The sequence below is a fragment of the Streptomyces pristinaespiralis genome (assembly GCF_001278075.1).
Lineage (GTDB): Bacteria > Actinomycetota > Actinomycetes > Streptomycetales > Streptomycetaceae > Streptomyces > Streptomyces pristinaespiralis.
The window spans coordinates 1,264,992-1,286,266 of record NZ_CP011340.1 but is presented as its reverse complement, the minus strand read 5'-3'; the positions used below and the strand labels follow the sequence as shown (position 1 = coordinate 1,286,266).

Annotated in this window: 22 protein-coding genes; 13 read left to right on the top strand and 9 right to left on the bottom strand. The window is 72.6% G+C overall.

Annotation, left to right across the window (positions count from 1 at the left end; translation table 11 throughout):
- The first annotated feature begins 2 nt into the window (after positions 1-2).
- The 12 genes from SPRI_RS05250 to SPRI_RS05195 all read left to right on the top strand — a co-directional run bounded on the left by SPRI_RS05250 (position 3) and on the right by SPRI_RS05195 (position 11,378).
- Positions 3-806 (top strand): MlaE family ABC transporter permease, encoded by an 804-nt coding sequence (locus tag SPRI_RS05250; RefSeq protein WP_005309129.1) that lies wholly within the window; start codon positions 3-5, stop codon positions 804-806.
- The gene (locus SPRI_RS05245; protein ID WP_053556726.1) at positions 803-2,041 is read left to right on the top strand and encodes an MCE family protein; all 1,239 of its coding nucleotides are present in this window, start codon (positions 803-805) and stop codon (positions 2,039-2,041) included. Before SPRI_RS05250 ends, SPRI_RS05245 begins: the two co-directional genes overlap by 4 nt.
- Positions 2,038-3,069, top strand: a complete 1,032-nt coding sequence (locus SPRI_RS05240) for an MCE family protein (protein ID WP_037773205.1) — start codon at positions 2,038-2,040, stop codon at positions 3,067-3,069. The genes SPRI_RS05245 and SPRI_RS05240 overlap by 4 nt, the downstream gene beginning before the upstream one ends.
- Positions 3,066-4,109, top strand: coding sequence for an MCE family protein (locus SPRI_RS05235; protein WP_037773202.1), 1,044 nt, complete (start codon positions 3,066-3,068; stop codon positions 4,107-4,109). The genes SPRI_RS05240 and SPRI_RS05235 overlap by 4 nt, the downstream gene beginning before the upstream one ends.
- Entirely contained in the window at positions 4,106-5,215 is a 1,110-nt protein-coding gene (locus tag SPRI_RS05230; protein ID WP_005309123.1) for an MCE family protein, read from the top strand. Before SPRI_RS05235 ends, SPRI_RS05230 begins: the two co-directional genes overlap by 4 nt.
- Positions 5,212-6,390, top strand: coding sequence for an MCE family protein (locus SPRI_RS05225; RefSeq protein WP_005309121.1), 1,179 nt, complete (start codon positions 5,212-5,214; stop codon positions 6,388-6,390). Before SPRI_RS05230 ends, SPRI_RS05225 begins: the two co-directional genes overlap by 4 nt.
- Positions 6,390-7,661, top strand: coding sequence for an MCE family protein (locus SPRI_RS05220; protein WP_005309119.1), 1,272 nt, complete (start codon positions 6,390-6,392; stop codon positions 7,659-7,661). The genes SPRI_RS05225 and SPRI_RS05220 overlap by 1 nt, the downstream gene beginning before the upstream one ends.
- The gene (locus SPRI_RS05215) at positions 7,658-8,149 is read left to right on the top strand and encodes a hypothetical protein (RefSeq protein WP_005309116.1); all 492 of its coding nucleotides are present in this window, start codon (positions 7,658-7,660) and stop codon (positions 8,147-8,149) included. Before SPRI_RS05220 ends, SPRI_RS05215 begins: the two co-directional genes overlap by 4 nt.
- A gap of 28 nt (positions 8,150-8,177) precedes the next feature.
- Positions 8,178-8,786, top strand: a complete 609-nt coding sequence (locus SPRI_RS05210) for a hypothetical protein (protein ID WP_106428515.1) — start codon at positions 8,178-8,180, stop codon at positions 8,784-8,786.
- A 68-nt stretch (positions 8,787-8,854) separates the two neighbouring features.
- Positions 8,855-9,382: a hypothetical protein gene (locus tag SPRI_RS05205; protein ID WP_037773198.1), complete on the top strand. Its 528-nt coding sequence runs from the start codon at positions 8,855-8,857 to the stop codon at positions 9,380-9,382.
- Positions 9,383-9,402: 20 nt separating this feature from the next.
- Entirely contained in the window at positions 9,403-10,152 is a 750-nt protein-coding gene (locus tag SPRI_RS05200) for a hypothetical protein (RefSeq protein ID WP_053556725.1), read from the top strand.
- Complete coding sequence (locus SPRI_RS05195; protein ID WP_053556724.1) at positions 10,149-11,378, top strand: lytic transglycosylase domain-containing protein; 1,230 nt, start codon at positions 10,149-10,151, stop codon at positions 11,376-11,378. The genes SPRI_RS05200 and SPRI_RS05195 overlap by 4 nt, the downstream gene beginning before the upstream one ends.
- On the opposite strand, the gene SPRI_RS05190 is transcribed toward SPRI_RS05195, so the two are convergent.
- Positions 11,367-12,437 (bottom strand): ATP-dependent DNA ligase, encoded by a 1,071-nt coding sequence (locus tag SPRI_RS05190; RefSeq protein WP_005309108.1) that lies wholly within the window; start codon positions 12,435-12,437, stop codon positions 11,367-11,369. The two genes, SPRI_RS05195 and SPRI_RS05190, sit on opposite strands and share 12 nt — an antisense overlap.
- Positions 12,438-12,491: 54 nt before the next feature.
- Here SPRI_RS05190 and ligD point away from each other — a divergent pair, with 54 nt between their 5' ends.
- Positions 12,492-13,505 (top strand): non-homologous end-joining DNA ligase, encoded by a 1,014-nt coding sequence (gene ligD / locus SPRI_RS05185; RefSeq protein ID WP_053556723.1) that lies wholly within the window; start codon positions 12,492-12,494, stop codon positions 13,503-13,505.
- 123 nt (positions 13,506-13,628) lie between these two features.
- Here ligD and SPRI_RS05180 read toward each other — a convergent pair whose 3' ends face one another.
- From SPRI_RS05180 to SPRI_RS05145, 8 genes are all read right to left on the bottom strand, one after another.
- Positions 13,629-14,216, bottom strand: a complete 588-nt coding sequence (locus SPRI_RS05180) for a DUF2867 domain-containing protein (RefSeq protein ID WP_053556722.1) — start codon at positions 14,214-14,216, stop codon at positions 13,629-13,631.
- Positions 14,213-14,755, bottom strand: coding sequence for a TetR/AcrR family transcriptional regulator (locus SPRI_RS05175; protein WP_234020321.1), 543 nt, complete (start codon positions 14,753-14,755; stop codon positions 14,213-14,215). Before SPRI_RS05175 ends, SPRI_RS05180 begins: the two co-directional genes overlap by 4 nt.
- Positions 14,756-14,980: 225 nt before the next feature.
- Positions 14,981-15,895 carry an NAD-dependent epimerase/dehydratase family protein gene (locus SPRI_RS05170; RefSeq protein WP_005309100.1) on the bottom strand — a complete coding sequence of 305 codons (915 nt, stop codon included), beginning with the start codon at positions 15,893-15,895 and terminating at the stop codon, positions 14,981-14,983.
- On the bottom strand, positions 15,892-17,022 hold the full coding sequence (locus tag SPRI_RS05165; protein ID WP_053556720.1) for a cytochrome P450: 1,131 nt from the start codon (positions 17,020-17,022) through the stop codon (positions 15,892-15,894). The genes SPRI_RS05170 and SPRI_RS05165 overlap by 4 nt, the downstream gene beginning before the upstream one ends.
- Entirely contained in the window at positions 17,019-18,494 is a 1,476-nt protein-coding gene (locus SPRI_RS05160) for a class I adenylate-forming enzyme family protein (protein WP_053556719.1), read from the bottom strand. Before SPRI_RS05160 ends, SPRI_RS05165 begins: the two co-directional genes overlap by 4 nt.
- Positions 18,495-18,560: 66 nt before the next feature.
- The gene (locus tag SPRI_RS05155) at positions 18,561-19,313 is read right to left on the bottom strand and encodes a glycosyltransferase family A protein (protein ID WP_106428391.1); all 753 of its coding nucleotides are present in this window, start codon (positions 19,311-19,313) and stop codon (positions 18,561-18,563) included.
- A complete protein-coding gene (locus tag SPRI_RS05150) occupies positions 19,310-20,332 on the bottom strand; it encodes a 3-oxoacyl-ACP synthase III family protein (RefSeq protein ID WP_005309093.1) in 1,023 nt (340 codons plus the stop codon). The genes SPRI_RS05155 and SPRI_RS05150 overlap by 4 nt, the downstream gene beginning before the upstream one ends.
- 124 nt (positions 20,333-20,456) lie before the next feature.
- Positions 20,457-21,143: a hypothetical protein gene (locus SPRI_RS05145; protein ID WP_005309091.1), complete on the bottom strand. Its 687-nt coding sequence runs from the start codon at positions 21,141-21,143 to the stop codon at positions 20,457-20,459.
- Between the last annotated feature and the right edge of the window lie 132 nt (positions 21,144-21,275).

Sequence of the window (21,275 nt, the reverse complement as noted above, 5' to 3'; positions counted from 1 at the left end):
CGATGTCCTTGCTCGGCCGGCTGGACCGCGGCGGCGACCAGCTCATCTTCTACGTCCGGGCCCTCCTGTGGATCCCGAAGACCCTGCGCCGCTATCTGCGCGAGGTGCAGCGCCTCCTCGCCGAGGTGGCGTTCGGAAGCGGCGGCCTCGGCGTCATCGGCGGCACCATCGGCGTGATGATCGCCATGACCCTGTTCACCGGGACCGTCGTCGGCCTCCAGGGATACGCGGCCCTCAACCAGATCGGCACCTCGGCCTTCACCGGGTTCATCTCCGCCTACTTCAACACCCGGGAGATCGCACCGCTCGTCGCCGGCCTCGCGCTCTCCGCCACGGTGGGCGCCGGCTTCACCGCCCAGCTCGGCGCGATGCGCATCAACGAGGAGGTCGACGCGCTCGAGGCGATGGGCGTGCGGTCCATGCCGTACCTCGTCACCACGCGCATCATCGCCGGCGTCGTGGCCATCGTCCCGCTGTACGCGATCGGACTGCTCAGCTCCTACCTCGCCTCCCGCTGGGTCACCGTGCTGTTCAACGGCCAGTCCGCGGGCACCTACGACCACTACTTCGCTCTCTTCCTCTCCCCGGACGACGTCCTGCTGTCGATCCTCAAGGTGCTGATCTTCAGCGTGATGGTGATCCTCGCGCACTGCTACCACGGCTTCCGCGCCTCCGGCGGCCCCGCCGGTGTCGGCGTGGCCGTGGGCCGCTCCGTACGCAACGCCATCGTGCTGATCAGCGTCACCGACTTCTTCCTCTCGCTCGCCATCTGGGGCGCGACCACGACGGTGAAGGTGGCCGGATGACCGCGCACACGGCAAGAAGACGGCTCGCGGGCGTGGCCTTCCTGCTCGTGCCCGTGCTGCTCATATGGCTCTCGGTGGCCGTCTACGACAAGAAGTTCACCGACGACGCCACCGTCACCGTGCTCACCGGAGCGGCCGGCAACGAGATGCACCGGGGCGCCGAGGTCAAACTGCGCGGCGTCGTCATCGGCGAGGTCCGTGACATCCGCGCCGACGGGACCGGCGCCCGGCTCACCCTCGCCGTCGACCGGGACGAGCTGCGGCGGGTGCCCGCCGACGTCACCGCGCAGATGCTGCCGACGACCCTCTTCGGAGAACGCTTCGTCGCCCTCGTGCCGCCCTCCCGGAACACCTCGGCACGCACGCTCGGCGCGGGGGACACCATCACCCAGGACCGCTCGAGCAACGCCGTCGAACTGGAACAGGTCCTCGACAACGTGCTCCCGCTGCTGACCGCCGTCAAGCCGGAGAAGCTGTCCGCCACCCTCACCGCCGTCTCCCAGGCACTCCAGGGCCGCGGCGACCAGCTCGGCGAGACGCTCGTCACCCTCGAGGGGCACCTGAAGAAGCTCAACCCGCAACTCCCGGTGCTCAACCGGGACATCGCGCACCTCGTCGAGGTCAGCCATCTGTACGCGGACGCCGCGCCCGACGTGCTCCAGGCGCTCACCGACTTCACCACCACCAGCGGCACCATCGCCGACCAGCAGGCCCGGCTCGCCGGACTGTACGGCTCGGCCACCACCTCGGCGCAGGACCTCACCTCCTTCCTGCGAAAGAACCGGAACAACCTGATCCGGCTGGCCGCCGCCGGCCGGCCCACCCTCGAACTGCTCGCCGAGTACTCGTCCTCCTTCCCGTGCACCCTGCGCACCCTCGCCGGGTTCGTGCCCGCCATGGACAAGGCCCTCGGCAAGGGCACCGACGAGCCGGGACTCCATGTGGACGTGACCGCCGTGCCCTCGCTGGGCAAGTACGTGCCCGGCAAGGACACCCCCGCCTACGACAGCGGCGGCGGACCGCACTGCTACGCCGTCCCCTACACCGGCAGCCCCGCCCCCTCAGCGGCGTCGGCGGCCGCGGAGAGCCTCGGCCTGCCCAACTCGCCGCAGGAGAACCGGCTCGTCAACGAACTGATGGCGCCGGAGCTGAAGAAGGCCCCCGGCACGCTGCCCGACTGGAGCAGCGTGCTGACCGGCCCCGTCTACCGCGGTGCGGAGGTGACGCTCGAGTGAAACGCCGCTCTCTCGCGGGACCGCTGGTCAAGTCCCTCGCGTTCATCGTGGTGACCGTCCTCGCCACCACCGCCCTCGCCTTCGGCATCGCCAACACCTCGGTCGGAGAGACGTCCCCCTACCGGGCGCGCTTCACCGACGCGACCGGGCTCGTCCCCGGGGACAGCGTGCGCATCGCGGGGGTGAAGGTCGGCCAGGTCGAGTCGGTGAAGGTCGTCGAGCGCCGGGTCGCCGAGGTCGCCTTCACCGTCCAGAAGGGCCGCACCCTGCCCGCCTCGGTCACAGCGTCGATCAAGTACCTCAACATGGTCGGGCAGCGCTACATCGACCTCGACCAGGGGGCGGGGCCCGTCGGCCGCGTGTTCGCCACGGGCAGCACCATCCCGCTGGAGCGCACCACCCCGGCCCTCGACCTCACCCAGCTGTTCAACGGCTTCCAGCCGCTGTTCGAGGGCCTGTCGCCCGGTGAGATCAACGATCTCGCGGGCTCCATCGTCCAGGTGCTGCAGGGCGAGGGCGGCACCGTCGACAGCATCCTGCGGCACGTCGGCTCGCTGACCGGCACCGTCGCCGCGAAGGACAAGGTCATCGGCGAGGTCGTGAAGAACCTCAACACCGTCCTGAAGACCGTCAACGACCGCGAGGCGGGCTTCGACGAACTCGTGGTCACCCTCCAGAAACTGGTCAGCGGATTCTCCGGCGACCGCAAACCTCTCGGGGAGGCCGTCGCGGCCATGGCAGACCTCACCACCGTCACCGCCGGCCTCCTCGAGGACGGCCGGCAACCGCTCAAGAAGGACATCGCCGAGCTGGGCCGCCTGTCCGGGCAGCTGGACAAGGGGTCCCCGCGCATCGAGGAGTTCCTTCAGCGGACGCCCGCCAAGATGCAGGCCATCACCCGCCTCGCCTCCTACGGATCGTGGCTGAACCTCTACCTCTGCGAAGCGAAGGTCACGGACGTCGCCACGTGGGACGGCAGCCCTCCGCCCACCGGTATCGGGATCACCGAGTCGAGGTGCCGCGGATGAGCCGTTTCCGCTTCCGCCCGCGGTCCGCGAAGGAACGCAGCCCCGTCGCCGTCGCCCTCGTCGGCCTCCTCGTTCTCGCGCTGCTCGGCATCGCCGCCTACAAGGCCGACGCCCTGCCCTTCGTCGGCGGCGGCACCACCTACAGAGCCGACTTCACGGAAGCGGCGGGGCTGGACGAGGGCGACGAGGTGCGCATCGCCGGCGTCAAGGTCGGCGAAGTCACCGCCGTCGCTCTCGCCGGGGCCAGGGTCAGGGTCGACTTCAAGGTACGGGACGCCTGGATCGGCGACTCCAGCACCGTCGCCATCGCCATCAAGACCCTCCTCGGCGACAAGTACCTCGCCGTCGACCCGCTCGGCACCCGCGGCCAGGACCCCGCCGAACCCATCCCCAGCAGCCGCACCACCTCGCCGTTCGACGTCACCCAGGCCTTCAACGGGCTCGGCGAGACCATCGGCAAGATCGACACGGAGAAGCTCGCCGAGAGCTTCCGGACGATCACCGATACCTTCAAGGACTCCCCGCCGAACGTCCGCAACGCGGCGACCGGCCTCTCCGCCCTGTCGAGATCCGTGTCCGAACGCGACGCGCAGCTCGCCGAACTGCTCAAGGGCAGCAAGCAGCTCACCAGGACCCTCGACGGGAAGAAGAGCAGCTTCGAGCTGCTGCTGGAGGACGGCAACGACCTCCTCGGCGAGATCAGGGCCAGACGCGACGCCATCCACGCGCTGCTCACCGGCACCAAGAGCCTCGGCATCCAGCTCGGCGGAGTCGTCCAGGACAACAAACGGCAGCTGAAACCGACCCTCGACGCGCTCGGCAAGGTCACCGCCGTCCTGCTGAAGAACCGGAAGCAGCTCGACCGGACCCTTGCCCTCGCCGGGCCGTACTACCGGCTCGTCGGCAACACCCTCGGCAACGGCCGCTGGTTCGACACCTACGTCTGCGGCCTCGTCCCCCGGAACTACCTCCCGGCCGGCACACCGCCGGACACCGGCTGCATGCCCCCGAAGCCGACCGCGAAGGGCGGAGGATCGTGAACCTCAAGCGCATCGTGGGGATCGGCGCGGGCCTTGCCGTCGTGGCCGTCGCCGGGACGTCCGGGGCCATGGCCCTCAAGGAGTCGGGAACGACCCGGATCACCGCCTACTTCGAACGGGCCACCGGTGTCTACGAAGGCTCCGACCTGCGCGTCCTCGGAGTGAAGGTCGGCACCGTGGACACCGTGCGGCCCGAGGGCGACAAGGTGAGGGTCACCCTGCTGCTCGACGAGGACGTCGACGTCCCGAAGGACGCGCACGCCGTCGTGGTGGCACCGAGCGTCGTCGCCGACCGCTACATCCAGCTCGCCCCCGCGTACACCGGCGGCGAACGGATCAAGGACGGCGCGGTGCTTCCCGCCGAGAGGAACGCGATGCCCCTCGAGGTCGACCAGCTGTACGCGTCGATCACCGAACTCAGCACGGCCCTCGGCCCCGAGGGCGCGGGCGCCGACGGTGCGCTCGCCGGCCTCCTCGACACCGGCGCGGCCAACCTCGAGGGCAACGGCAAGGCCATCGGCGACTCCATCGAGCAGTTCGGCAAGGCCGCCAAGACCCTCGACGGCAGCAGCGGCGACCTGTTCGCCACCCTCTCCTACCTCCAGTCCTTCACCGCCATGCTGAAGAAGAACGACGGCAACGTCGCCAAGGCGGAGAAGCAACTGGCCTCCGTCACCGGGTTCCTGGCCGAGGACAAGGAGAATCTCGGCGCCGCGCTCAAGGAACTCGGCACGGCGCTGGGCCAGGTCAAGGGCTTCATCCAGGACAACCGCGGCAGCCTGAAGAAGAACGTCGACGCCCTCGTACCCCTCACCCGGACCCTGGTCGACCAGCGGGCCTCCCTCGCCGAGGCCATGGACACCGCCCCGCTCGCCGCGGGCAACGCGCTGAGCGCCTACGACCCGGTCAACCGCACCCTCAACGGCCGCGCCGACATCAACGAACTCAGCTACGGCCCCGAGATCACCGTCCCGCCCGACACCGTTTCCACGGCCGGACTCGTTCCGGTGGACGGCTCACGGCGAAAAGCACTGCCTGTCCTGCCGCTGCCGCCGGTCGGCACGGTCTACGGCACCCCGGAGAACCGGAAGGGGGAGTCCCGTTGAACGGCACCCGAACCGTGGCGACCGGTCCGGCCGCCCGCCCGGCCGCCGCGCGGACCTTCCGCCGGCGCGGCGCCGTCACCCTCGCGCTGACGCTCGGCCTCACCCTCTCGGCGGCCGGCTGCTCGGTGCCCGAGCTCTCCGGGATCGAGCAACTGCCCCTGCCCGGCGGCGCCGACCTCGGCGGCGACCCGTACGAGATCACCGCCGAGTTCGCCGATGTGCTCAGCCTCGTCCCCCAGTCGTCGGTGAAGGTGAACGACGTGGCCGTGGGCCGCGTCACCAAGATCACGCTCAACCGGGACGACTGGTCGGCGAAGGTCACCATGCGGGTCGCCGGAGACGTCAAGCTGCCCGCGAACGCCTACGCCCACCTGGAACAGTCCAGCCTCCTCGGCGAGAAGTACATCCAGCTCACCCCGCCCGCCAAGGCCGGGGCGGCACAGGGCACCCTCGCCGACGGCGCGGCCATCCCGATGAGCCGCACCAACCGCAACCCCGAGGTGGAAGAGGTCTTCGGCGCGCTGTCACTGCTGCTCAACGGCGGCGGCGTCAACCAGATCAAGACCATCGCCACCGAGCTCAACAAGGCGATCGGCGGCCGTGAACCGAAGGTCCGCGCTCTCCTGAAGCGCCTCGACACACTCGTCACCAGCCTCGACGACAACAAGGACAACATCACCGCCGCCCTCGACGGGGTGAACCGGCTCGCCGCCACCCTCGCCACCCGCAAGCAGCAGGTCGGCACCGTCCTCACCGGTCTGAGCCCGGGACTGAAGGTGCTGGAGGAACAGCGCGGTTCGCTGCTCACGATGCTGCGGGCCCTCGGCACCCTGTCCACCGTCGCCGTCGACACCATCGACAAGTCCAAGGCCGACACCATCGCGAGCCTGAAGGCCCTCGCGCCGACCCTCAAGGCGCTCGCCGACTCCGGCCAGGACCTGCCGGACTCCCTCCAGGTGCTGCTCACCTACCCGTTCACCGACGAGGTGCTGCGCGGCGTGAAGGGCGACTACCTCAACGTCTACCTCGACGTGACCGCCGCACCCGGCACGACGATCATCCCCGAGTTCGTGCCCGACGACGAGGAGCCGGCAGCCGCGCGGGCCAGGGGCACCGCGCCGCTCCCTCTCCCCGCTGTCACCGGCACCATCGGCCGGGGCGGAGGGAACCGCTGATGCTGACGACCGCGATCCGCCTCAAGAACATCGCGTTCCTGGTCATCGCCGTCCTGGTCCTGGGCTTCGTCGGTGTCCGCTACGCCGACCTCGGCCACCTGGTCGGCATGCGCGACCACTACACCGTGAAGGTGCGACTGGCGCAGACCGGCGGCCTGTTCACCCACTCCAACGTGACGTACCGGGGAGTGTCCGTCGGTCGCGTCGGCGACATCGAGCTCACTGCGGACGGCGTGGAGGCCGAACTGCGGATCAAGGACGACGCCCCGCGCATCCCCGCCGACCTCGAAGCCGTCGTCGCCAATCTCTCCGCCGTGGGCGAGCAGTACATCGACCTGCGGCCGGCGAGCGACGACGCCCCCTACCTCGAGGACGGCTCGGTCATCGCCCGCGCCTCCACCCGGCTGCCCGCACCCGTCACGGACGTCCTCACCGGCGTCGACGACCTCGCCTCCTCGGTCGACCTGGAGTCCCTGCGCACGGTCGTCGACGAGTTCGGCACGGCGCTGAACGGCCGCGGCGACGACCTCCAGGTGCTGCTCGAGGGCGGCAACGAGTTCGTCCTCGCCGCCGACGAGGCACTGCCCGTCAACACCCGGCTGATGATCGAAGGGGAGACCGTACTGCGCACCCAGATTGAACACGGCAGGGCACTCAAGGACTTCGCGGGCGGCGCCAGGGAACTCGCGGCCCAACTGAAGTCCTCCGACACCGACCTGCGCGAACTCATCGCCGCCGCGCCCGGTGCCGCCGGGCAGATCAGCGGACTGCTCCGCGACCTCGACCCGGCCTTCGGCGTCGTCGTGGCCAACCTCCTCACCACCTCCGAGGTGGCCGTCACCCGGCAGAACGGCATCGAGGAACTGCTGGTGAAACTACCGGCGGTCGCCGCCGCGGGAGCCACCGCCGTCACCACCGAGGGAGCACGGTTCGGCATGTCGGTCACCTTCTTCGAACCGCTGCCCTGCACCGACGGCTACGGCTCCACCGTCTACCGCAACGGCCTCGACGTCTCGCCCGCCACCGCCACGAACACCGCCGCGCGCTGCACCTCACCACCGAGCAGCGGCAAGAACGTCCGCGGCAGCGCGAACGCGCCCACCGGCGGACCGGTGCCCGAGCCCGCACGCCCAGGCACGGCGTCCTCGCCGTCCGGTCAGGGCACCGGCGGCGGCAGAACCGCGACGCTGCCCGGCGCGCTCGGCCTGCCGCCGCTGACCGGCTCGGCCTCCGGCATGGGCGGACTGCTGGGACTGGAGGTCGCGCCGTGAGGACAGACAGAGCGGCACTCGCCGTCCGGACCTCGGCCGTACTGGCCCTGATCTTCTGCGCGTTCGGCGGCTGGAGCTACGCGCAGGCCGACGGCGACGAGTCGCTGGCCTTCGCCGCCTCCCGCGACGAGGCCCTCGCCGAAGGGAAGCGGCACGTCGAGACCCTCACCAGCTTCGACGGCCGGAAGCCGGGAACGGGATTCCGGCAATGGCTGGACGCCTCCACCGGACCGCTGCGCGAGGAACTGCGAGCGGCGAGGACCAAGGAGGGCCCCACGACGCGCGCCGAGATCACCGACGCGGCCCTGACCGCGCTGGACGACCGGACCGGCACCGCCGAACTGATCGCCACCGTCGAGGTGGAGACGGCCGCGGCCGGCGGCGGAGCGCCGAACACCGAACGCAAGCGGCTGGAGGCCACCCTCGCCCGCACCGCCGACGGCTGGAAGGTCCGGTCCCTGGCGGCGGTCCCGGTCGGAGGGGTGTGACGTGCGGGGCGAGGAGGCGGGAGCGGTCATGAGCACCGGCGAGGACGTCGTCACAGCGGTCCCAGGACCGAGCCACCTGCCGGTGGGGCAGAGCGAACCCCCGGCCGGTCCGTCCGCAGGCGCCCGCCCCGCCGGACACCGACGATGGCGCACACCGGCGGTCGCCGCCCTGGCGCTCGCGCTGCTGATCGGCGGATGCCTCTTCCTCCTGAGGGCGGGCCAGCTGACCGGAGCCCCTTCGGCGGACAACCGCGCGCTCACCGACACCGAAGCCACCGCGCGCGTCACCGGGGACGTCAGCAACGCGCTGACGTCGGTCTTCTCCTACACCCCCGGTGACACCGCGGCCACCCGAGAGGCGGCGGGTGAACTGCTCGCCGGCAAGGCGGCCCGCCAGTACGCGGAGCTGTTCGGCCAGGTCGAGAAGCGCGCCGCCGAACAGAAACTGACGCTCACCACCCATGTCGTACGCGCCGGGGTGACCCGGCTCGACGGCAGCAGCGCACAGCTCCTGGTCTTTCTCGACCAGGTCTCCCGGCGGGAGGGCGGAGCGCCCGCGACCGCCCCCGCCCAGTTGTCCGTCACGGCCGAACTCGACGACGGGCGCTGGCGGATCGTCGACATCACGTCCCGGTGACAGCAGGGGGCCGGCTCGCCCGTGCCGGACCCGGCATCGGGGGACCGAGAGACAAGGAAGAGGGGCACATGGCACGGACGACGAGAAACCCGGTGGTCGCTGCGGCTCTCGCGCTGACCGTCGTGGCGGCCGCGTTCGCCGGCTGGGGAGGCTGGTCCTGGTACGGGGCCGCGCACGACGACTCCCTGGCCTTCGCGCAGAAACGCGACGACGCCCTGGCCGCCGGCCGGCAGGCCGTACAGAACATGAACACCCTCGACCACCGGGACCTCAAGGGCGGACTCGACACCTGGGAGGACTCAGCCACCGGCGACCTGCACCGGCAACTCGTGGACGGCCGCCGCGAGTTCGAGCGGCAGATCCAGGAGGCGAGGACGGTCACCAGCGCCAAGGTGCTCTCGGCGGCGTTGACGGAGCTCGACGACAGGGCCGGCCGGGCGAGCGTGATGGTCGCCCTGCGGATCACGGTGACCGCCCCCAAGGGCGAACCGGCCCGCAAGGAGAGCCGGATGCTCGGCGAACTGACCCGCACACCGCAGGGATGGAAGCTCAGCGCCCTCGGCCAGGCACCCGTCGGCAACACCGCGGCCGAGTAACCACCGAGAGGACTCCCCACATGTCGACGACCCGGCACCTCATCAACAGGCAACGCCGGCTGGCCGGCGCCGCCTCCCGCGCAGCGGCCCCCACGGCCGCGCCGCCGTCCGGCGGTGCGACGCCGACCGATCAGGACCAGGACCGGGAGCGGTCCCCCGCCCGCTCCGCCGGCCGGCCGGCCGCCGCCGTCAGGGGGACGACGGGCAGCGCGGAACCGGAGGGCGAAGCACCCTCGCGCGGGGCGCGGGCCCGCCGCACGGGGCCGCTGGCCGTCCTGGCCGTGCTGACCGTCCTCCTCGGCGGCTTCGCCGCCTTCGCCGCAGACCGCGCCGCCGACCTGCGTGACCGGCCCGCCGCGCGCAACACGGCCCTCACCGACATCGCCCGCACCAGCGAGGTCAAGGGACAGGTCACCACGGCCGTCGAAGCCGTCTTCTCCTACAACTTCGCCGACGCGGCCGCCCTCGACCAGGCCACGAAGAGGCACCTGACCGGCCGGGCGGTCCAGCAGCACGGCGAGATGCTCGCGGCCGTCGTCAGGGAGGGCCCGAAGCAGAAGCTCGTGCTGACCACCACCGTCACCGGGAGCGGCGTGGAACAGATCGACGAGGACCGGGCCCGCGTCCTCGTCTACGCCGACCAGAGCAACACCCGCACCGCGACAAAGGAGGAGACGACGTACGCCGCCGCCATGCTCGCCGTGGACGCCGTCCACAAGGACGGCACCTGGCGCATCGCCGGCATCGACACCTTCGGATCCGGCTCATGAGGCCGGGCAGGACCCGGTTGCGCCGGGGGCTGGCCGGGACCGCGGCCGCCGTCGCCGCCATGACGGCGCTCACCGCCTCGCAGGCACCCGGACTCGTACCGTCCCTTCCCGTCGCCGACGGCAACAGCGCTGCGGACACCGGAACATGGCCGGTCACGCCCAACGACGACTCGTACCACGTCGAGCTGCCGCCACTGCCCGTGGCGGTGCCGCCCGCGCGCGAACCCGGCTCCGGCCCGGCCGTGCCGGTGGACGCGGTCCGCGCCGAGTCGGGCATCCCGGCCACCGTCCTGGCCGCCTACCGCGGCGCCGAGGCACGGATCGGACGCAGCGACCCCGGCTGCCGACTGCCGTGGCAACTGCTCGCCGCCATCGGCAAAGTGGAGTCCGGGCAGGCCTCCGGCGGCCGTGTCGACGCCGCCGGCACCACGCTCACGCCGATTCTCGGCCCGGTCCTCGACGGCAACGGCTTCGCGCACATCGCCGACACCGACAACGGCGCCTGGGACGGCGACATCCGGTACGACCGTGCGGTGGGGCCGATGCAGTTCATACCGTCCACGTGGGCGAACTGGGGGCAGGACGCGAACGGAGACGGCCGCCGGGACCCCAACAACATCCACGACGCCGCGCTCGCCGCGGGCCGCTACCTCTGCGCGGGCGGGCGCAGCCTCGCGGTCAAGGCCCACCTGGACCGGGCGATCCTCAGCTACAACCACTCGCAGGAATACCTGCGCACGGTGCTCGCCTGGCTCGACTTCTACCGCAAGGGCGTCCACCCGGTGGCCGACGGCCGGGGCGTGATCCCCGCCAGCCCGGGCGCCGGCGGTGACACACCGGCCGAGCGGCCGGTCGGCGACGGCGGGCAGGGCGGGGGAGGAGGCGGCGGCGAGATCATCATCGGGCCGCCGGGGGGCACACCGTCGCCGGGCCCCTCGCCGACCCGCGATCCCGCTCCCCGGCCGCGGCCGAGCGTGCCCGGTACGGGGCCGTCACCCGATCCGTCCCCGGACCCCTCGCCCGATCCGTCCCCCGATCCCTCGCCGGACCCGAGCCCCGACCCCTCGCCCGACCCGTCCCCCGATCCGTCACCCGATCCCGGTCCCTCCGAGCCGGACTGCCCCACGCCGTCCCCTTCGCCGTCCGAGCCGCCCGGCGAGTCACCCGCTCCGCCCGGTCCGAGCGACGGACCGGCTCCCGGCGACGACCCGTGCTCACCCGCCTGACGGGGGCAGCACCTGGGCCAGGTCGTAGCTCACCGGCTCCTCCAGCTGCGCGTACGTGCAGCTGGAGGGGTCCCGGTCCGGACGCCACCGCCGGAACTGCGCGGTGTGCCGGAAACGGTCGCCCTCCATGTGGTCGTAGGCCACCTCCACGACCCGCTCGGGCCGCAACGCCACCCAGGACAGGTCCTTCTTGCCCGACCAGCGGCTCGGCGCGCCGGGGAGCCTGGCGCCCGCATGGGCGCTCTCCTCCGCCCAGGCGGCCCAGGGATGACCCTCGACCGGGTCCATGCGCAGCGGCTCCAGCTCCGCCACCAGCTCCTCCCGCCGCTTCATCGAGAAAGCGGCGCAGACTCCGACGTGCTGGAGCGCCCCGGAGTCGTCGAACAGCCCGAGCAGCAGCGAACCGACGACCGGCCCGCTCTTGTGGAAGCGGTAACCGGCGACGACGACGTCGGCGGTGCGCTCGTGCTTGACCTTGTACATCAGCCGGACGTCCGGCCGGTACGGCAGATCCAGCGGCTTGGCGACGACACCGTCGAGCCCGGCCCCCTCGTACTGCTCGAACCACCGCTGCGCGACCTCGACGTCGGTGGTCGTCGGCGTGAGGTGCACCGGCGGCCGGGCGTCGGCGAGGGCCTCCTCGAGCCGTTCCCGCCGGGCGCCGAGCGGGGCGTCCATCAGCGACTCGTCGCCGAGCGCGAGCACGTCGAACGCGACGAAACTGGCGGGTGTCCGCTCGGCGAGCATCCGCACCCTGGAGTCCGCGGGGTGGATGCGCTCGGTGAGCCGGTCGAAGTCCAGCCGTCCCTCGTGCGCGATGACGATCTCCCCGTCGATGACGCAACGGGCCGGCAGGTTCTCCGACAGGGAGGTCACCAGCTCGGGAAAGTACCTGGTGAGGGGCTTGCCGGTGCGGGACCCGATGACCAGCTCATCGCCGTCGCGGTGCACGATCGCGCGGAAGCCGTCCCATTTTGCCTCGTAGTGCATTCCCGGCGGAATCTTCTTCACGGCCTTGGCGAGCATCGGCTTCACGGGCGGCATCACGGGCAGATCCATGGGTCGATTCTGCCCGATATGCGGCGTAACCGGGCTCGGCCTACCGTGGCCCACATGGGTGCAGCGGTGGAACTGGAAGCAGGCGGGCGGGCCGTACGGCTGTCCAATCCGGACAAGATCTACTTCCCCGCGCGGGGGTTCACCAAGCTGGACGTGGCTCAGTACTACCTGTCCGTCGGGCCCGGCATCCTGCGCGCGCTGCGCGACCGGCCCACCACCCTCGAGCGCTACCCGGAGGGGGTGGAGGGTGAGTCCTTCTTCCAGAAGCGGGCACCCAAGTACCTCCCCGACTGGATCCCGACCGCCCACATCTCCTTCCCGAGCGGACGCACCGCGGACGAGATCTGCCCCACCGAGGTCGCCGCCGTGATCTGGGCCGCCAACCTCGGCACGCTGCCCTTCCACCCCTGGCCCGTGCGCAGGGAGGCCGTCGACCACCCCGACGAGCTGCGCATCGACCTCGACCCGCAGCCGGGCACCGACTTCAAGGACGCCGTCAAGGCCGCCCTCGAACTGCGCCCCCTGCTGGAGGAGCACGGCCTGCGGGGCTGGCCCAAGACCTCCGGGGGCCGCGGCGTCCATGTCTTCGTGCCGATCGAACCCCGCTGGGAGTTCACCGGCGTGCGCCGCGCCGCCATCGCCGTGGCCAGGGAGCTCGAGCGGCGGATGCCGGGGCGGGTGACCACGGCCTGGTGGAAGGAGGAGCGCGGCGAGCGGATCTTCGTCGACTACAACCAGACCGCCCGCGACCGCACGATCGCCTCCGCGTACTCCGTACGCCCGAATCCGCGCGCGCTGGTGTCCGCGCCGCTGCGCTGGGACGAACTCGAGCACGTGTCCCCCTCGGACTTCGACCTGGCCACGATGCCGGGACGGTTCGCCGAACTGGGCGACGTGCACGCCGACATGGACGACCACGCGTTCTCGCTGGAGAGCCTGCTGGAGCTGTCGCGCAAGGACGAGCGCGACCACGGCCTGAGCGACCTGCCGTACCCGCCGGACTACCCGAAGATGCCGGGGGAGCCCAAGCGGGTCCAGCCGAGCCGCGCGAAGAAGCCGACGGGCTGACCGGGCGCCCGTGCCCGGTCAGCCCGTCGGCTTCCGCCCCCTGCCCGGCGGCGGGTGGTGGGCCGGTCTCCTCGTGGTTGCTCGACAAGGGGACGTCCGTCGCTGCCGCGGCATGACGCGGCGTTACGGCTGCGACGCCGACTCGCGCCACTCGCGCCCGATACCGCGCATCAGCGGCGGGTAGACGAGCAGATGCCGGAAGGGTGCGATCGCCGCCATGTACGCCTTGCCGAACAATCCATTGGGCTTCACCAGCACGGCCATCTGGCCGCGGTAGCCACCGGACCCGTCCGGGACCCAGCTCAGGTGCATCACCCCGTGCATGGTCCTGTTGGCCATTTCCGCCGCCCACTCGTGCTCCGTCATGTAGACCGAGGTGAAGGGCAGGAGGTCGAAGTCCGGCCCGGCCGGGCCGTCGCGCAGATCTTGTGGCAGCCGGTCGCGCAAGGTCGGAACCCGTGAGCCGACCCCCGACCTCGGATTGTCCCAGCCGAGCAGTTTCCCCAGCTTCCAGCGGATCGCGAAGAGTGCGCGGGCGACCCGCGAGGGATTGTCCGATGTGTCTCCCACGGACATGTTCCGCACCAGTCGCGGAAAGTCGTCGGGGCCCCCGGGCGTCGGCAGCGCCCAGACGTCGTAGAGGCGGAAGTCGTGCGCGATCTCGTGTATCCGCCAGGGGCGGGAGGTGTGCGAGGTGTCGGGGAGCTTCACGAGTGTGTCTCCTTCGGTGCGGCGGCGTGCGAGGGGTGCGTGACACAGGGATCGAGCCCGAGGGCGCCGGCAGCGGCAGCGGCCACGAGTGCGGCGTCCTGCGCGACGTGGCCGGCCAATGCGATGGACGTGCCTTCGACGGCGCCGACGTAGGCGAGTGCCACGTCCCTGGCGGCCGGTCCGTCGGGAATCGACCCCGCCTCGCGTCCGGCCTCGACAAAGCCGGCGCAGGTGTCGGTGAGCGCCTGGTAGCCCTTCTCCACCTCGTGCGCGATCGGATGGTCCTGCCCGGAGAACTCCAGGCGCAATGCCATCGCGACGCGGGCGATGTCGCGACGGCAGAAGACGGTGTGGGCGCGCGCGAGGGTGAGCAGCGCCGCGACCGGATCCGACTCCTGCTCCACCTGGCGGCCGACCTCCTGCTCCCAGGTGTCCAGAACCCACTGGAGTGCGGCCAGCGCCAGCTCCTGCTTGTCCTTGAACTGGTGGTAGAGCGCGCCGCGCGTGTACCCGGCCTCTCTGGCGACCTGCTCGAGCACGAGGTTGCTGTATCCGTAGCGGGACAGCCCCCGTGCGGCCGACTCCAGGAGCGCGTTGCGTGTGCGTGCCCGGCGCTCGGCCTGAGTGGAACGACGTGGGCTCGGGGAGCCCCCTCCACCTGATGGGCTTGGTTCGTCCTCACATACATGCATGTACGTATCTTACCAACAGCCCGTCAGCCGTCCGTCTGTGCCCCGTCACGGACCGATCGGCCCGGGCCCCGGTCAGCCGGTGCTGGTCGCCAGGTAGTCGCGCAGGGAGCGGCGGGGGGTCCAGCCCTGGGCCATGGCGCGGGACACGTCGAGGACGACCGTGTGGGCGAGCTGGTCCACCGCGTAGCGGCTGAGCACCGGCTCGGTGCCCGTGCGGCGTGCGACGGCCTCCGCCGTACGGGCCGCCACCCCGGCGAGACCGGGAGGCAGATGCCGGAGACGGGCCGACACCCCATGGGCGCGCAGGACCTCGCGCAGCGCGGCGTCCCTGGCGTACGGCAGGGGATCGGCGATGTTGTACGGGCCGGGAGGCCAGCCGGACGCGGCGAGACACGCGTCGGCCAGGTTCTCGACCGCCGTGAGGCTCAGCGTTACGTCCGGGCCCGGGAGGAACAGCGTCCCCGCCCTGACCCGGGACAGCAGACGCGGCAGGAGCTGGGTGTCGCCCGGGCCGTACACGGCGCGAGGGCGCAGCACCACGGCACCGGCCCGCAGGGCGAGTTCCTCCCCGGCGGCCTTGGTGCGCCCGTACGCGTTGAGGTGCCCGGCCCGTGGATGGTCCTCGCGGACCAGGCCGCGGTCGGGGCGCGGGTCGTAGACGCTGGCGCTGCTGACCCACACCACGGGACGGTCCCCGGCCGCCGCCAGCAGCCGGGCCGTGCCGTCCACGTTGACCGCGCGCATCCGCGCCTCCGCGCCCGAACCGGGCGCCGGGTCGCCCACCGCGGCCGCGCAGTGCACGACCCGGTCGACACCGGACAGGTCGGGCGGGCCCGATGCGGCGTCCCAGAACCGGAATTCGCCCACCGGTCCCGGGCGGCGGCCGAGGCACACCACGTCGGCGCCCTGAGCCTCCGCGGCCCGTGCGACGTGGCCGCCGCAGAAGCCCGAGGCGCCGGTCACCGCGATGCGGGGGCGGCGTGTCATCGAACCACCTCCGAGGAGCGGACGACGAGCTTCCGCCAGCTGGGCAGGGCGGCCCCGCGGTCCACGACGGCCCTGGTGACGACGGGGCGGTGCACCGACAACGCCGACAGCACGTCGGCCAGTTGAAGACGGGCGAGCCTGGCCCCCGGGCAGGTGTGCGGGCCGGCGCCGAAGACGAGACGGGCGACGTCAGGGGCGGCGGGCCGCCGGGCGTCGGGATCCTTGGTGTGGGCGTCCACCGCATGACGGGCGACCAGCACCACACGGTCGCCCGAGCGCACCGGGCAGCCGGCCACCACCCCGTCCGCCGCGGCGACCCGCGGCAACAGCGGTGACGGGGCCGTGACCCTCAGCAGCTCGTCCACCAGGGGAAGAAGCAGTCGCTCGTCCGCCGCCTGGTCCCACAGGCCGGCGTCCGCACACCAGGCCACCGCCCGCGGCAGCGCCGCGACAGTGGTGTTGACGGCGGCGACCGCCACCATCGCGGACAGTGCGTCGTCGCCCTCGCCGAGCAGTTGCCGCAGTCGCCGGGTCGCACGGGCCGAGGCGGCGTGTGCTCCGGGCCGGCGAGGGCCCGGCAGCTCACCGCGGACGGAGGCGGCGGCCAGCTCCGAGGCGGCGGCGGCCACCGCGGCGGGGGAGGCCCCGGACCCGAGCAGCGCGCAGACGACCGTGCCCGACAGTTCGCGGGCGAGTGCGACGAGGTCCACCTCGCCGCCCTTGGCCAGCGGTTCGAGCCGACCGGCGAGCAACGGCCGCCACACCGCGCGCAAATCCTCGACACCGGCCGCGCCGAGCCCTTGTGCCAGTCCCCGTCGCCCCGCCCGGTGCCCGTCGCCCTCCTGGTCGAACAGCACTCCGGCGTCGTGGTGGCCGGCCGCGTTCAGCGCCGCCCGCGCGGCGCCTCCCGTCGTCCCGGCGGCGGTGCGGTCGAGGGGCAGGCCGGTCAGCACCCGGCGGTAGGCGTCCGCCTCGTGGACCAGCACCGTGCGGCCGATCCTGCGGACGGCACGGCCGCGGGTGGCGGCGAGCAGCGCGAAGAGGAGCGGGTGCGAGCGCAGATAGACCCGGCGGTCGCGGCGCCTCGCCCGCGCCGGTCCCGGGGCCGCGCGGAGCGGAGCGGTCATCGGGTGGCCGCCTTCGCCGCGAGACGTTCCGCCGCGAGCCGCGCCGTCGCCGCCCGGTCCGGCTTGCGGGAACGGCCGGACAGCGGGACGTCCGCGAACACCAGCGCGTCCGGGCGGGCGGAACCCATCCTGCGCAGCGGTCCGGCGAGAGCGGAACGCAGTTGTGCCTCCCCGTGGCCGGACCGGGGCTGGACGACGGCGACCAGCCGCTCGTCGCCGTCGGCCGCCGGGACGCCGACGAGTACCGCGAGCTCGACACCCGGCACCTGGAGGGCGGGCTCGTACAGCCCCGGGTAGATGTTCTCGGCGCGCCGCAGCACCATGTCCTTGCAGCGGCCCTCCAGCACGATCCGGCCCGTGGTGTCCAGGTGCGCCCGGTCGCCGGTGCGCGCCCAGGGGTCGGGAGCCTCGCCGAGGTAGCGGTGCCTGGCCGCCGGACCGCTCAGGAGCAGCTCGCCGGCCTCCGTCCGCACCTCGACGCCCGGCAGCGCCGGCCCGACGAGATCGCCCGCCCCCTCGTAGGCCGCCTTGTCGCGCGACTCGACGGCCGCGGCGGGGAACAGTTCGGTGAGCGCGTACACCCCCCAGGCCTCCGCCGCGCCCGCGTCCCGTACCCGGCCCAGCAGTTCGGCACTCGCCGGAGCGGAGCCCGTCCACACCCTGCCCGTGAAGCGCGCGCCCGCGCCGAGGGCGTCCCGCAGCTGTGGCGGTGTCAGGTAGGTGTCCCGGGGGCGCAGCCGCCGCAGCTGGCGCGCCAGGACCTTGGGCGAGCGCGCGGGAAGCGCCACCGGTGCCCCCTGGGCGAGCGAGGGCACGAGGACGAAGAAGGTTCCCCCGACGACCGGTTCGCCCTGCCGGGCACCGATCAGCGTGGAGACCGTCTCCATCCCCGCCGCGAGGCCGGAGCGGGTGTGCACGACGGCCCTCGGCCGGGAGGTCGTCCCGGAGGTGAAGACGATGACGGCGTCACCGTCGCCGTGGTCCCGTACGGGGACACGGACATCGGCGCCGCCGAGCGCCGGCGCACAGCCGGGGAGCCTGCGGCCGACCGTCGCCACCGGGCCGAACTCCTCGAGAGGGGGCAGGGCGAGCCGTGCCCGCGCCGCCAGGGGCCCGGCCCATCCGGCGACCGCCTGCGCCGCGGCGTCGGCCAGCACGAGCGAGGGCCGGGCGGACGCGAGACGGGCGCGCAGCACATCGGGACCCGCGCCCGGGTCGAGCACCGCGCCCCGCAGCCCGAGCCGCCACAGGGCGAGCAGGACGGCGAGCGCACGGGGGCCGGGCCGTACCGCGACACCGACGGTGTCGCCCGGGCGCAGCCCTCGCGCGTACAGCGACGAGGCGTACGCGTCGGCCAGGCCCGCGAGTTCGCCGCGGGTGGCACGCACCCGGGGACGCCCGGTGCGGGTGGCGCCGAGCACGGCGGGCTTCTCCGGTGAGGTGCGCAGGGCGTGGTCGAGGAGGTCGAGCATCAGGGGCCATCCAGCGGTAGGTGACGGTACGTCGGTCGACGCGAGGGCGGGGCGGCCGGAGCCGCGTCAGCGGGGGTCGTCCCCGCGCCCGTCGCTGCCCTGGTCCAGGTACCAGCGGGCCGTGCCCCGGATGCCGTACGCCCGGAGCCTGCGGGTGGAGTTCTCCACGACCATGGCCCGGCAGCGCACGATCCGGTCCGTCGTTCGCCGCACCCGGTTCAGGAACAGCCGGTCCGTCGGCGAGGGCCGGCGGGGCATGCCGCCGCAGGCCAGATACAGGTCGGCGGTGACGGCCATGTTGTTCCCGGCGTGCATGCGGTACGGCGCGAGGTAGCCGTTCCTGCGGGCGTGCGCCGGCCGGAGCCGGCCGAACAGGGCGGCCAGATGGACCAGGGCCGCGAAGCCGGCCCGTCCCAGCGGGCCGTGTTCGTCGCGACGGGCGACGATCCGCCCGCACACCAGCGCCGGCCCCGGCCGGTCCGTCATCGCGGCGCGGGCGGCCGCCGTCCAGCCGGGCCGGGGAAGACAGTCCGCGTCGGTGCGGGCGAGCAGCGTCGCACCCCGGGCGATGGCGTGGCGGAAACCGGAGTCCACGGCGCAGCCCACCCCCTTCTCCGGCTCGTCGAGGACCTCCACGGGGAACGGCGCGTCCGCGGCGAAGCCCTTGGCGATGGCGCCGGTACGGTCCGAGGAGGCGTTGTCGACGACGAGCAGTGTGAAGTCGCGGTCCCGCTGCTCCGCGAGCGCCCGCAGCGTGCCGGCGAGCCGTTCCTCCTCCTGGTGCGCGGGCACGATCACCCAGAGGTCGTGGCTGCTCACGACTTCTCCCAGATCATCGTCATGATGCTGATGCCGCCGCCGAGACCGACGAACAGCACCCGGTCGCCCGCCGCCAGTTCCCCGTACACCCGCTCCAGTTGCACGCCGATGCTCGCACTGGCGATGTTGCCGAGCTCGGGGACGGTGACCACGAGCTTGTCCTCGGGCACGCCGGTCAGCTCGGCGAACCGCTCGAGGTACGGCACGGTCACCTGGTGCACCAGCACTCTGGCGAAGCCGTCCCAGTCGAGGCCGGCGCGGTGCAGTGTCCGCTCCACGACACAGGCGCCCACCTTCTCGAAGACGCCGCGCAGTTCGTGGCCGTCGCCGCGGAAGTAGGTGTGCTCGTCGCCGCGCGGGTGCCGGGAACCTCCACCGGGGATGCCGCCGACCTCCCAGTGCTCGGAGTGCGTCTCGGTGTCGACGTCGAGGATGCCCCCGCGGTCCACCGCTTCGAGGACCACGGCCGCGCCGGCGTCGCCGAAGGTGTAGCCGGCGAAGCCGTCCCGGAATTCGGCGAAGTCGGCCGGTGAGCGGCGTATCGCACGGGTCGGGGTCTCGCCCGTGAGGACCAGGGCGCGCCGCGCCCGGCCGGCCAGGATCGTGCTGCGGGCGACGTCGATGCCGTTGACGAAGCTGTTGCAGGCGTTGGTGACATCGAGGGCGTGGGCCTGCGAGCCGAGCCCGGCCTGCACGATGTGCGCCGTGGCGGGCTCCACCATGTCGCGTGACGCGGAGGCGAAGACCAGGAGGTCGATGTCGTGCGGACCGAGCGACGCGTTCGCCAGCGCCCGGCGGCCGGCGCGCAGGGCGAGCGTCGAGGCGTACTCGTCGCCCGCCGCGACGCGCCGGCTCTCGATGCCGGTGGCCTGGGCGAGCAGCGTGCCGGGCAGGGACTTGGCGATGTGCCGGGTCGCCTCGCGCTGCAGGCTGTGCGATGTCAGCACCGCGTCGGGAAGTGCGCTGCCGACGCCGGTGATACCGACCCGCGGACGCGGATCGCTCGTTTGTTTGAGCATGAGGCGATGGTTTCAGGCCGTGATCGGCGTCGCCTGAGTACGAGCGCTCAATTACCGGCAGACACGGCTGAGTAGGCTCGCGCCCTGGTCGGCCCGGCCGGAACCCGTGGGGGGTGGGCGGGTCTCAGTCCTTGCGGTCGTCCCACGACCTGTGGAACCAGCCGTCGAAGGAACGCAACAGCGCCAGCAGAGCGGCCGCCAGCCGCAGGTCCACCTCCGGCGCGCCCAGTCGCAGGTTGTCCCCGAACGCCTTGAATTCCAGCGGCATGCGGCCGCCGGCACGCCACATGATGCGCCGGGGGCCGCGGGGGACGTCACCGTTCTCGAAGACGGCGATCACGAGGAGGAACGGCATCATGGGGAACAGCAGCCAGCACACGAACCACCAGAAGATCCGGCCCTTGTGGCCGACGGCTTCCGGCAGGCCCGGCTGTCGCACCGTCCAGCGGGTCCGCAGCCCCCGGCCTCTGAGTGCCTTCTCGCGGACGAGCGTGCCGATGATCTCGCCCTGCGCACCCAGCACCTGATAGGTCGTCACCCCGTTGTGCGCCGACTCGGTCACCACGGTGGCCACCCGGCTCCCGCGGTTCTCGTCGGCCCACAGGACGAAGGAGCGCGCACCGCTGCCGCGCGCCGCGCGGTAGGCGGGTATGCCCCCGGGCGGAAGTTCGCGCTCCACGTACGCGACCGGCCGGGGCTGCCCGGATCCGTCGCTGAACTCGACCACGTTCCTGACACAGGCGGGGACGCCCCCGCCCGCCCTGTCCTTGAGCCTCACCGGCGGGATCTTCATGGTCATGACTGCCGTCATCCTGCGTACTCCTTCGTCGTCCGTCCCGTCGGCGCACAGACCGCGCCCGCGGACCTGCCCCCGGCCCGACGGAGGGCCGGCGCCGGATCACCGTGGCCCGAGCGCGCTGGGACACAGTAGCGGCGCGGACGG

What these genes read in the sequence shown, in the direction of transcription:
- SPRI_RS05195 (WP_053556724.1), top strand. Translation starts at nt 10,149, where the DNA reads ATGAGGCCGGGCAGGACCCGGTTGCGCCGGGGGCTGGCCGGGACCGCG.
- SPRI_RS05150 (WP_005309093.1), bottom strand. Translation starts at nt 20,332, where the DNA reads ATGCTCAAACAAACGAGCGATCCGCGTCCGCGGGTCGGTATCACCGGC.
- SPRI_RS05245 (WP_053556726.1), top strand. Translation starts at nt 803, where the DNA reads ATGACCGCGCACACGGCAAGAAGACGGCTCGCGGGCGTGGCCTTCCTG.
- SPRI_RS05170 (WP_005309100.1), bottom strand. Translation starts at nt 15,895, where the DNA reads ATGACACGCCGCCCCCGCATCGCGGTGACCGGCGCCTCGGGCTTCTGC.
- SPRI_RS05250 (WP_005309129.1), top strand. Translation starts at nt 3, where the DNA reads ATGTCCTTGCTCGGCCGGCTGGACCGCGGCGGCGACCAGCTCATCTTC.
- SPRI_RS05210 (WP_106428515.1), top strand. Translation starts at nt 8,178, where the DNA reads ATGAGCACCGGCGAGGACGTCGTCACAGCGGTCCCAGGACCGAGCCAC.
- SPRI_RS05145 (WP_005309091.1), bottom strand. Translation starts at nt 21,143, where the DNA reads ATGACGGCAGTCATGACCATGAAGATCCCGCCGGTGAGGCTCAAGGAC.
- SPRI_RS05200 (WP_053556725.1), top strand. Translation starts at nt 9,403, where the DNA reads ATGTCGACGACCCGGCACCTCATCAACAGGCAACGCCGGCTGGCCGGC.
- SPRI_RS05235 (WP_037773202.1), top strand. Translation starts at nt 3,066, where the DNA reads ATGAGCCGTTTCCGCTTCCGCCCGCGGTCCGCGAAGGAACGCAGCCCC.
- SPRI_RS05165 (WP_053556720.1), bottom strand. Translation starts at nt 17,022, where the DNA reads ATGACCGCTCCGCTCCGCGCGGCCCCGGGACCGGCGCGGGCGAGGCGC.
- SPRI_RS05190 (WP_005309108.1), bottom strand. Translation starts at nt 12,437, where the DNA reads ATGGATCTGCCCGTGATGCCGCCCGTGAAGCCGATGCTCGCCAAGGCC.
- SPRI_RS05220 (WP_005309119.1), top strand. Translation starts at nt 6,390, where the DNA reads ATGCTGACGACCGCGATCCGCCTCAAGAACATCGCGTTCCTGGTCATC.
- SPRI_RS05205 (WP_037773198.1), top strand. Translation starts at nt 8,855, where the DNA reads ATGGCACGGACGACGAGAAACCCGGTGGTCGCTGCGGCTCTCGCGCTG.
- SPRI_RS05160 (WP_053556719.1), bottom strand. Translation starts at nt 18,494, where the DNA reads ATGCTCGACCTCCTCGACCACGCCCTGCGCACCTCACCGGAGAAGCCC.
- ligD (WP_053556723.1), top strand. Translation starts at nt 12,492, where the DNA reads ATGGGTGCAGCGGTGGAACTGGAAGCAGGCGGGCGGGCCGTACGGCTG.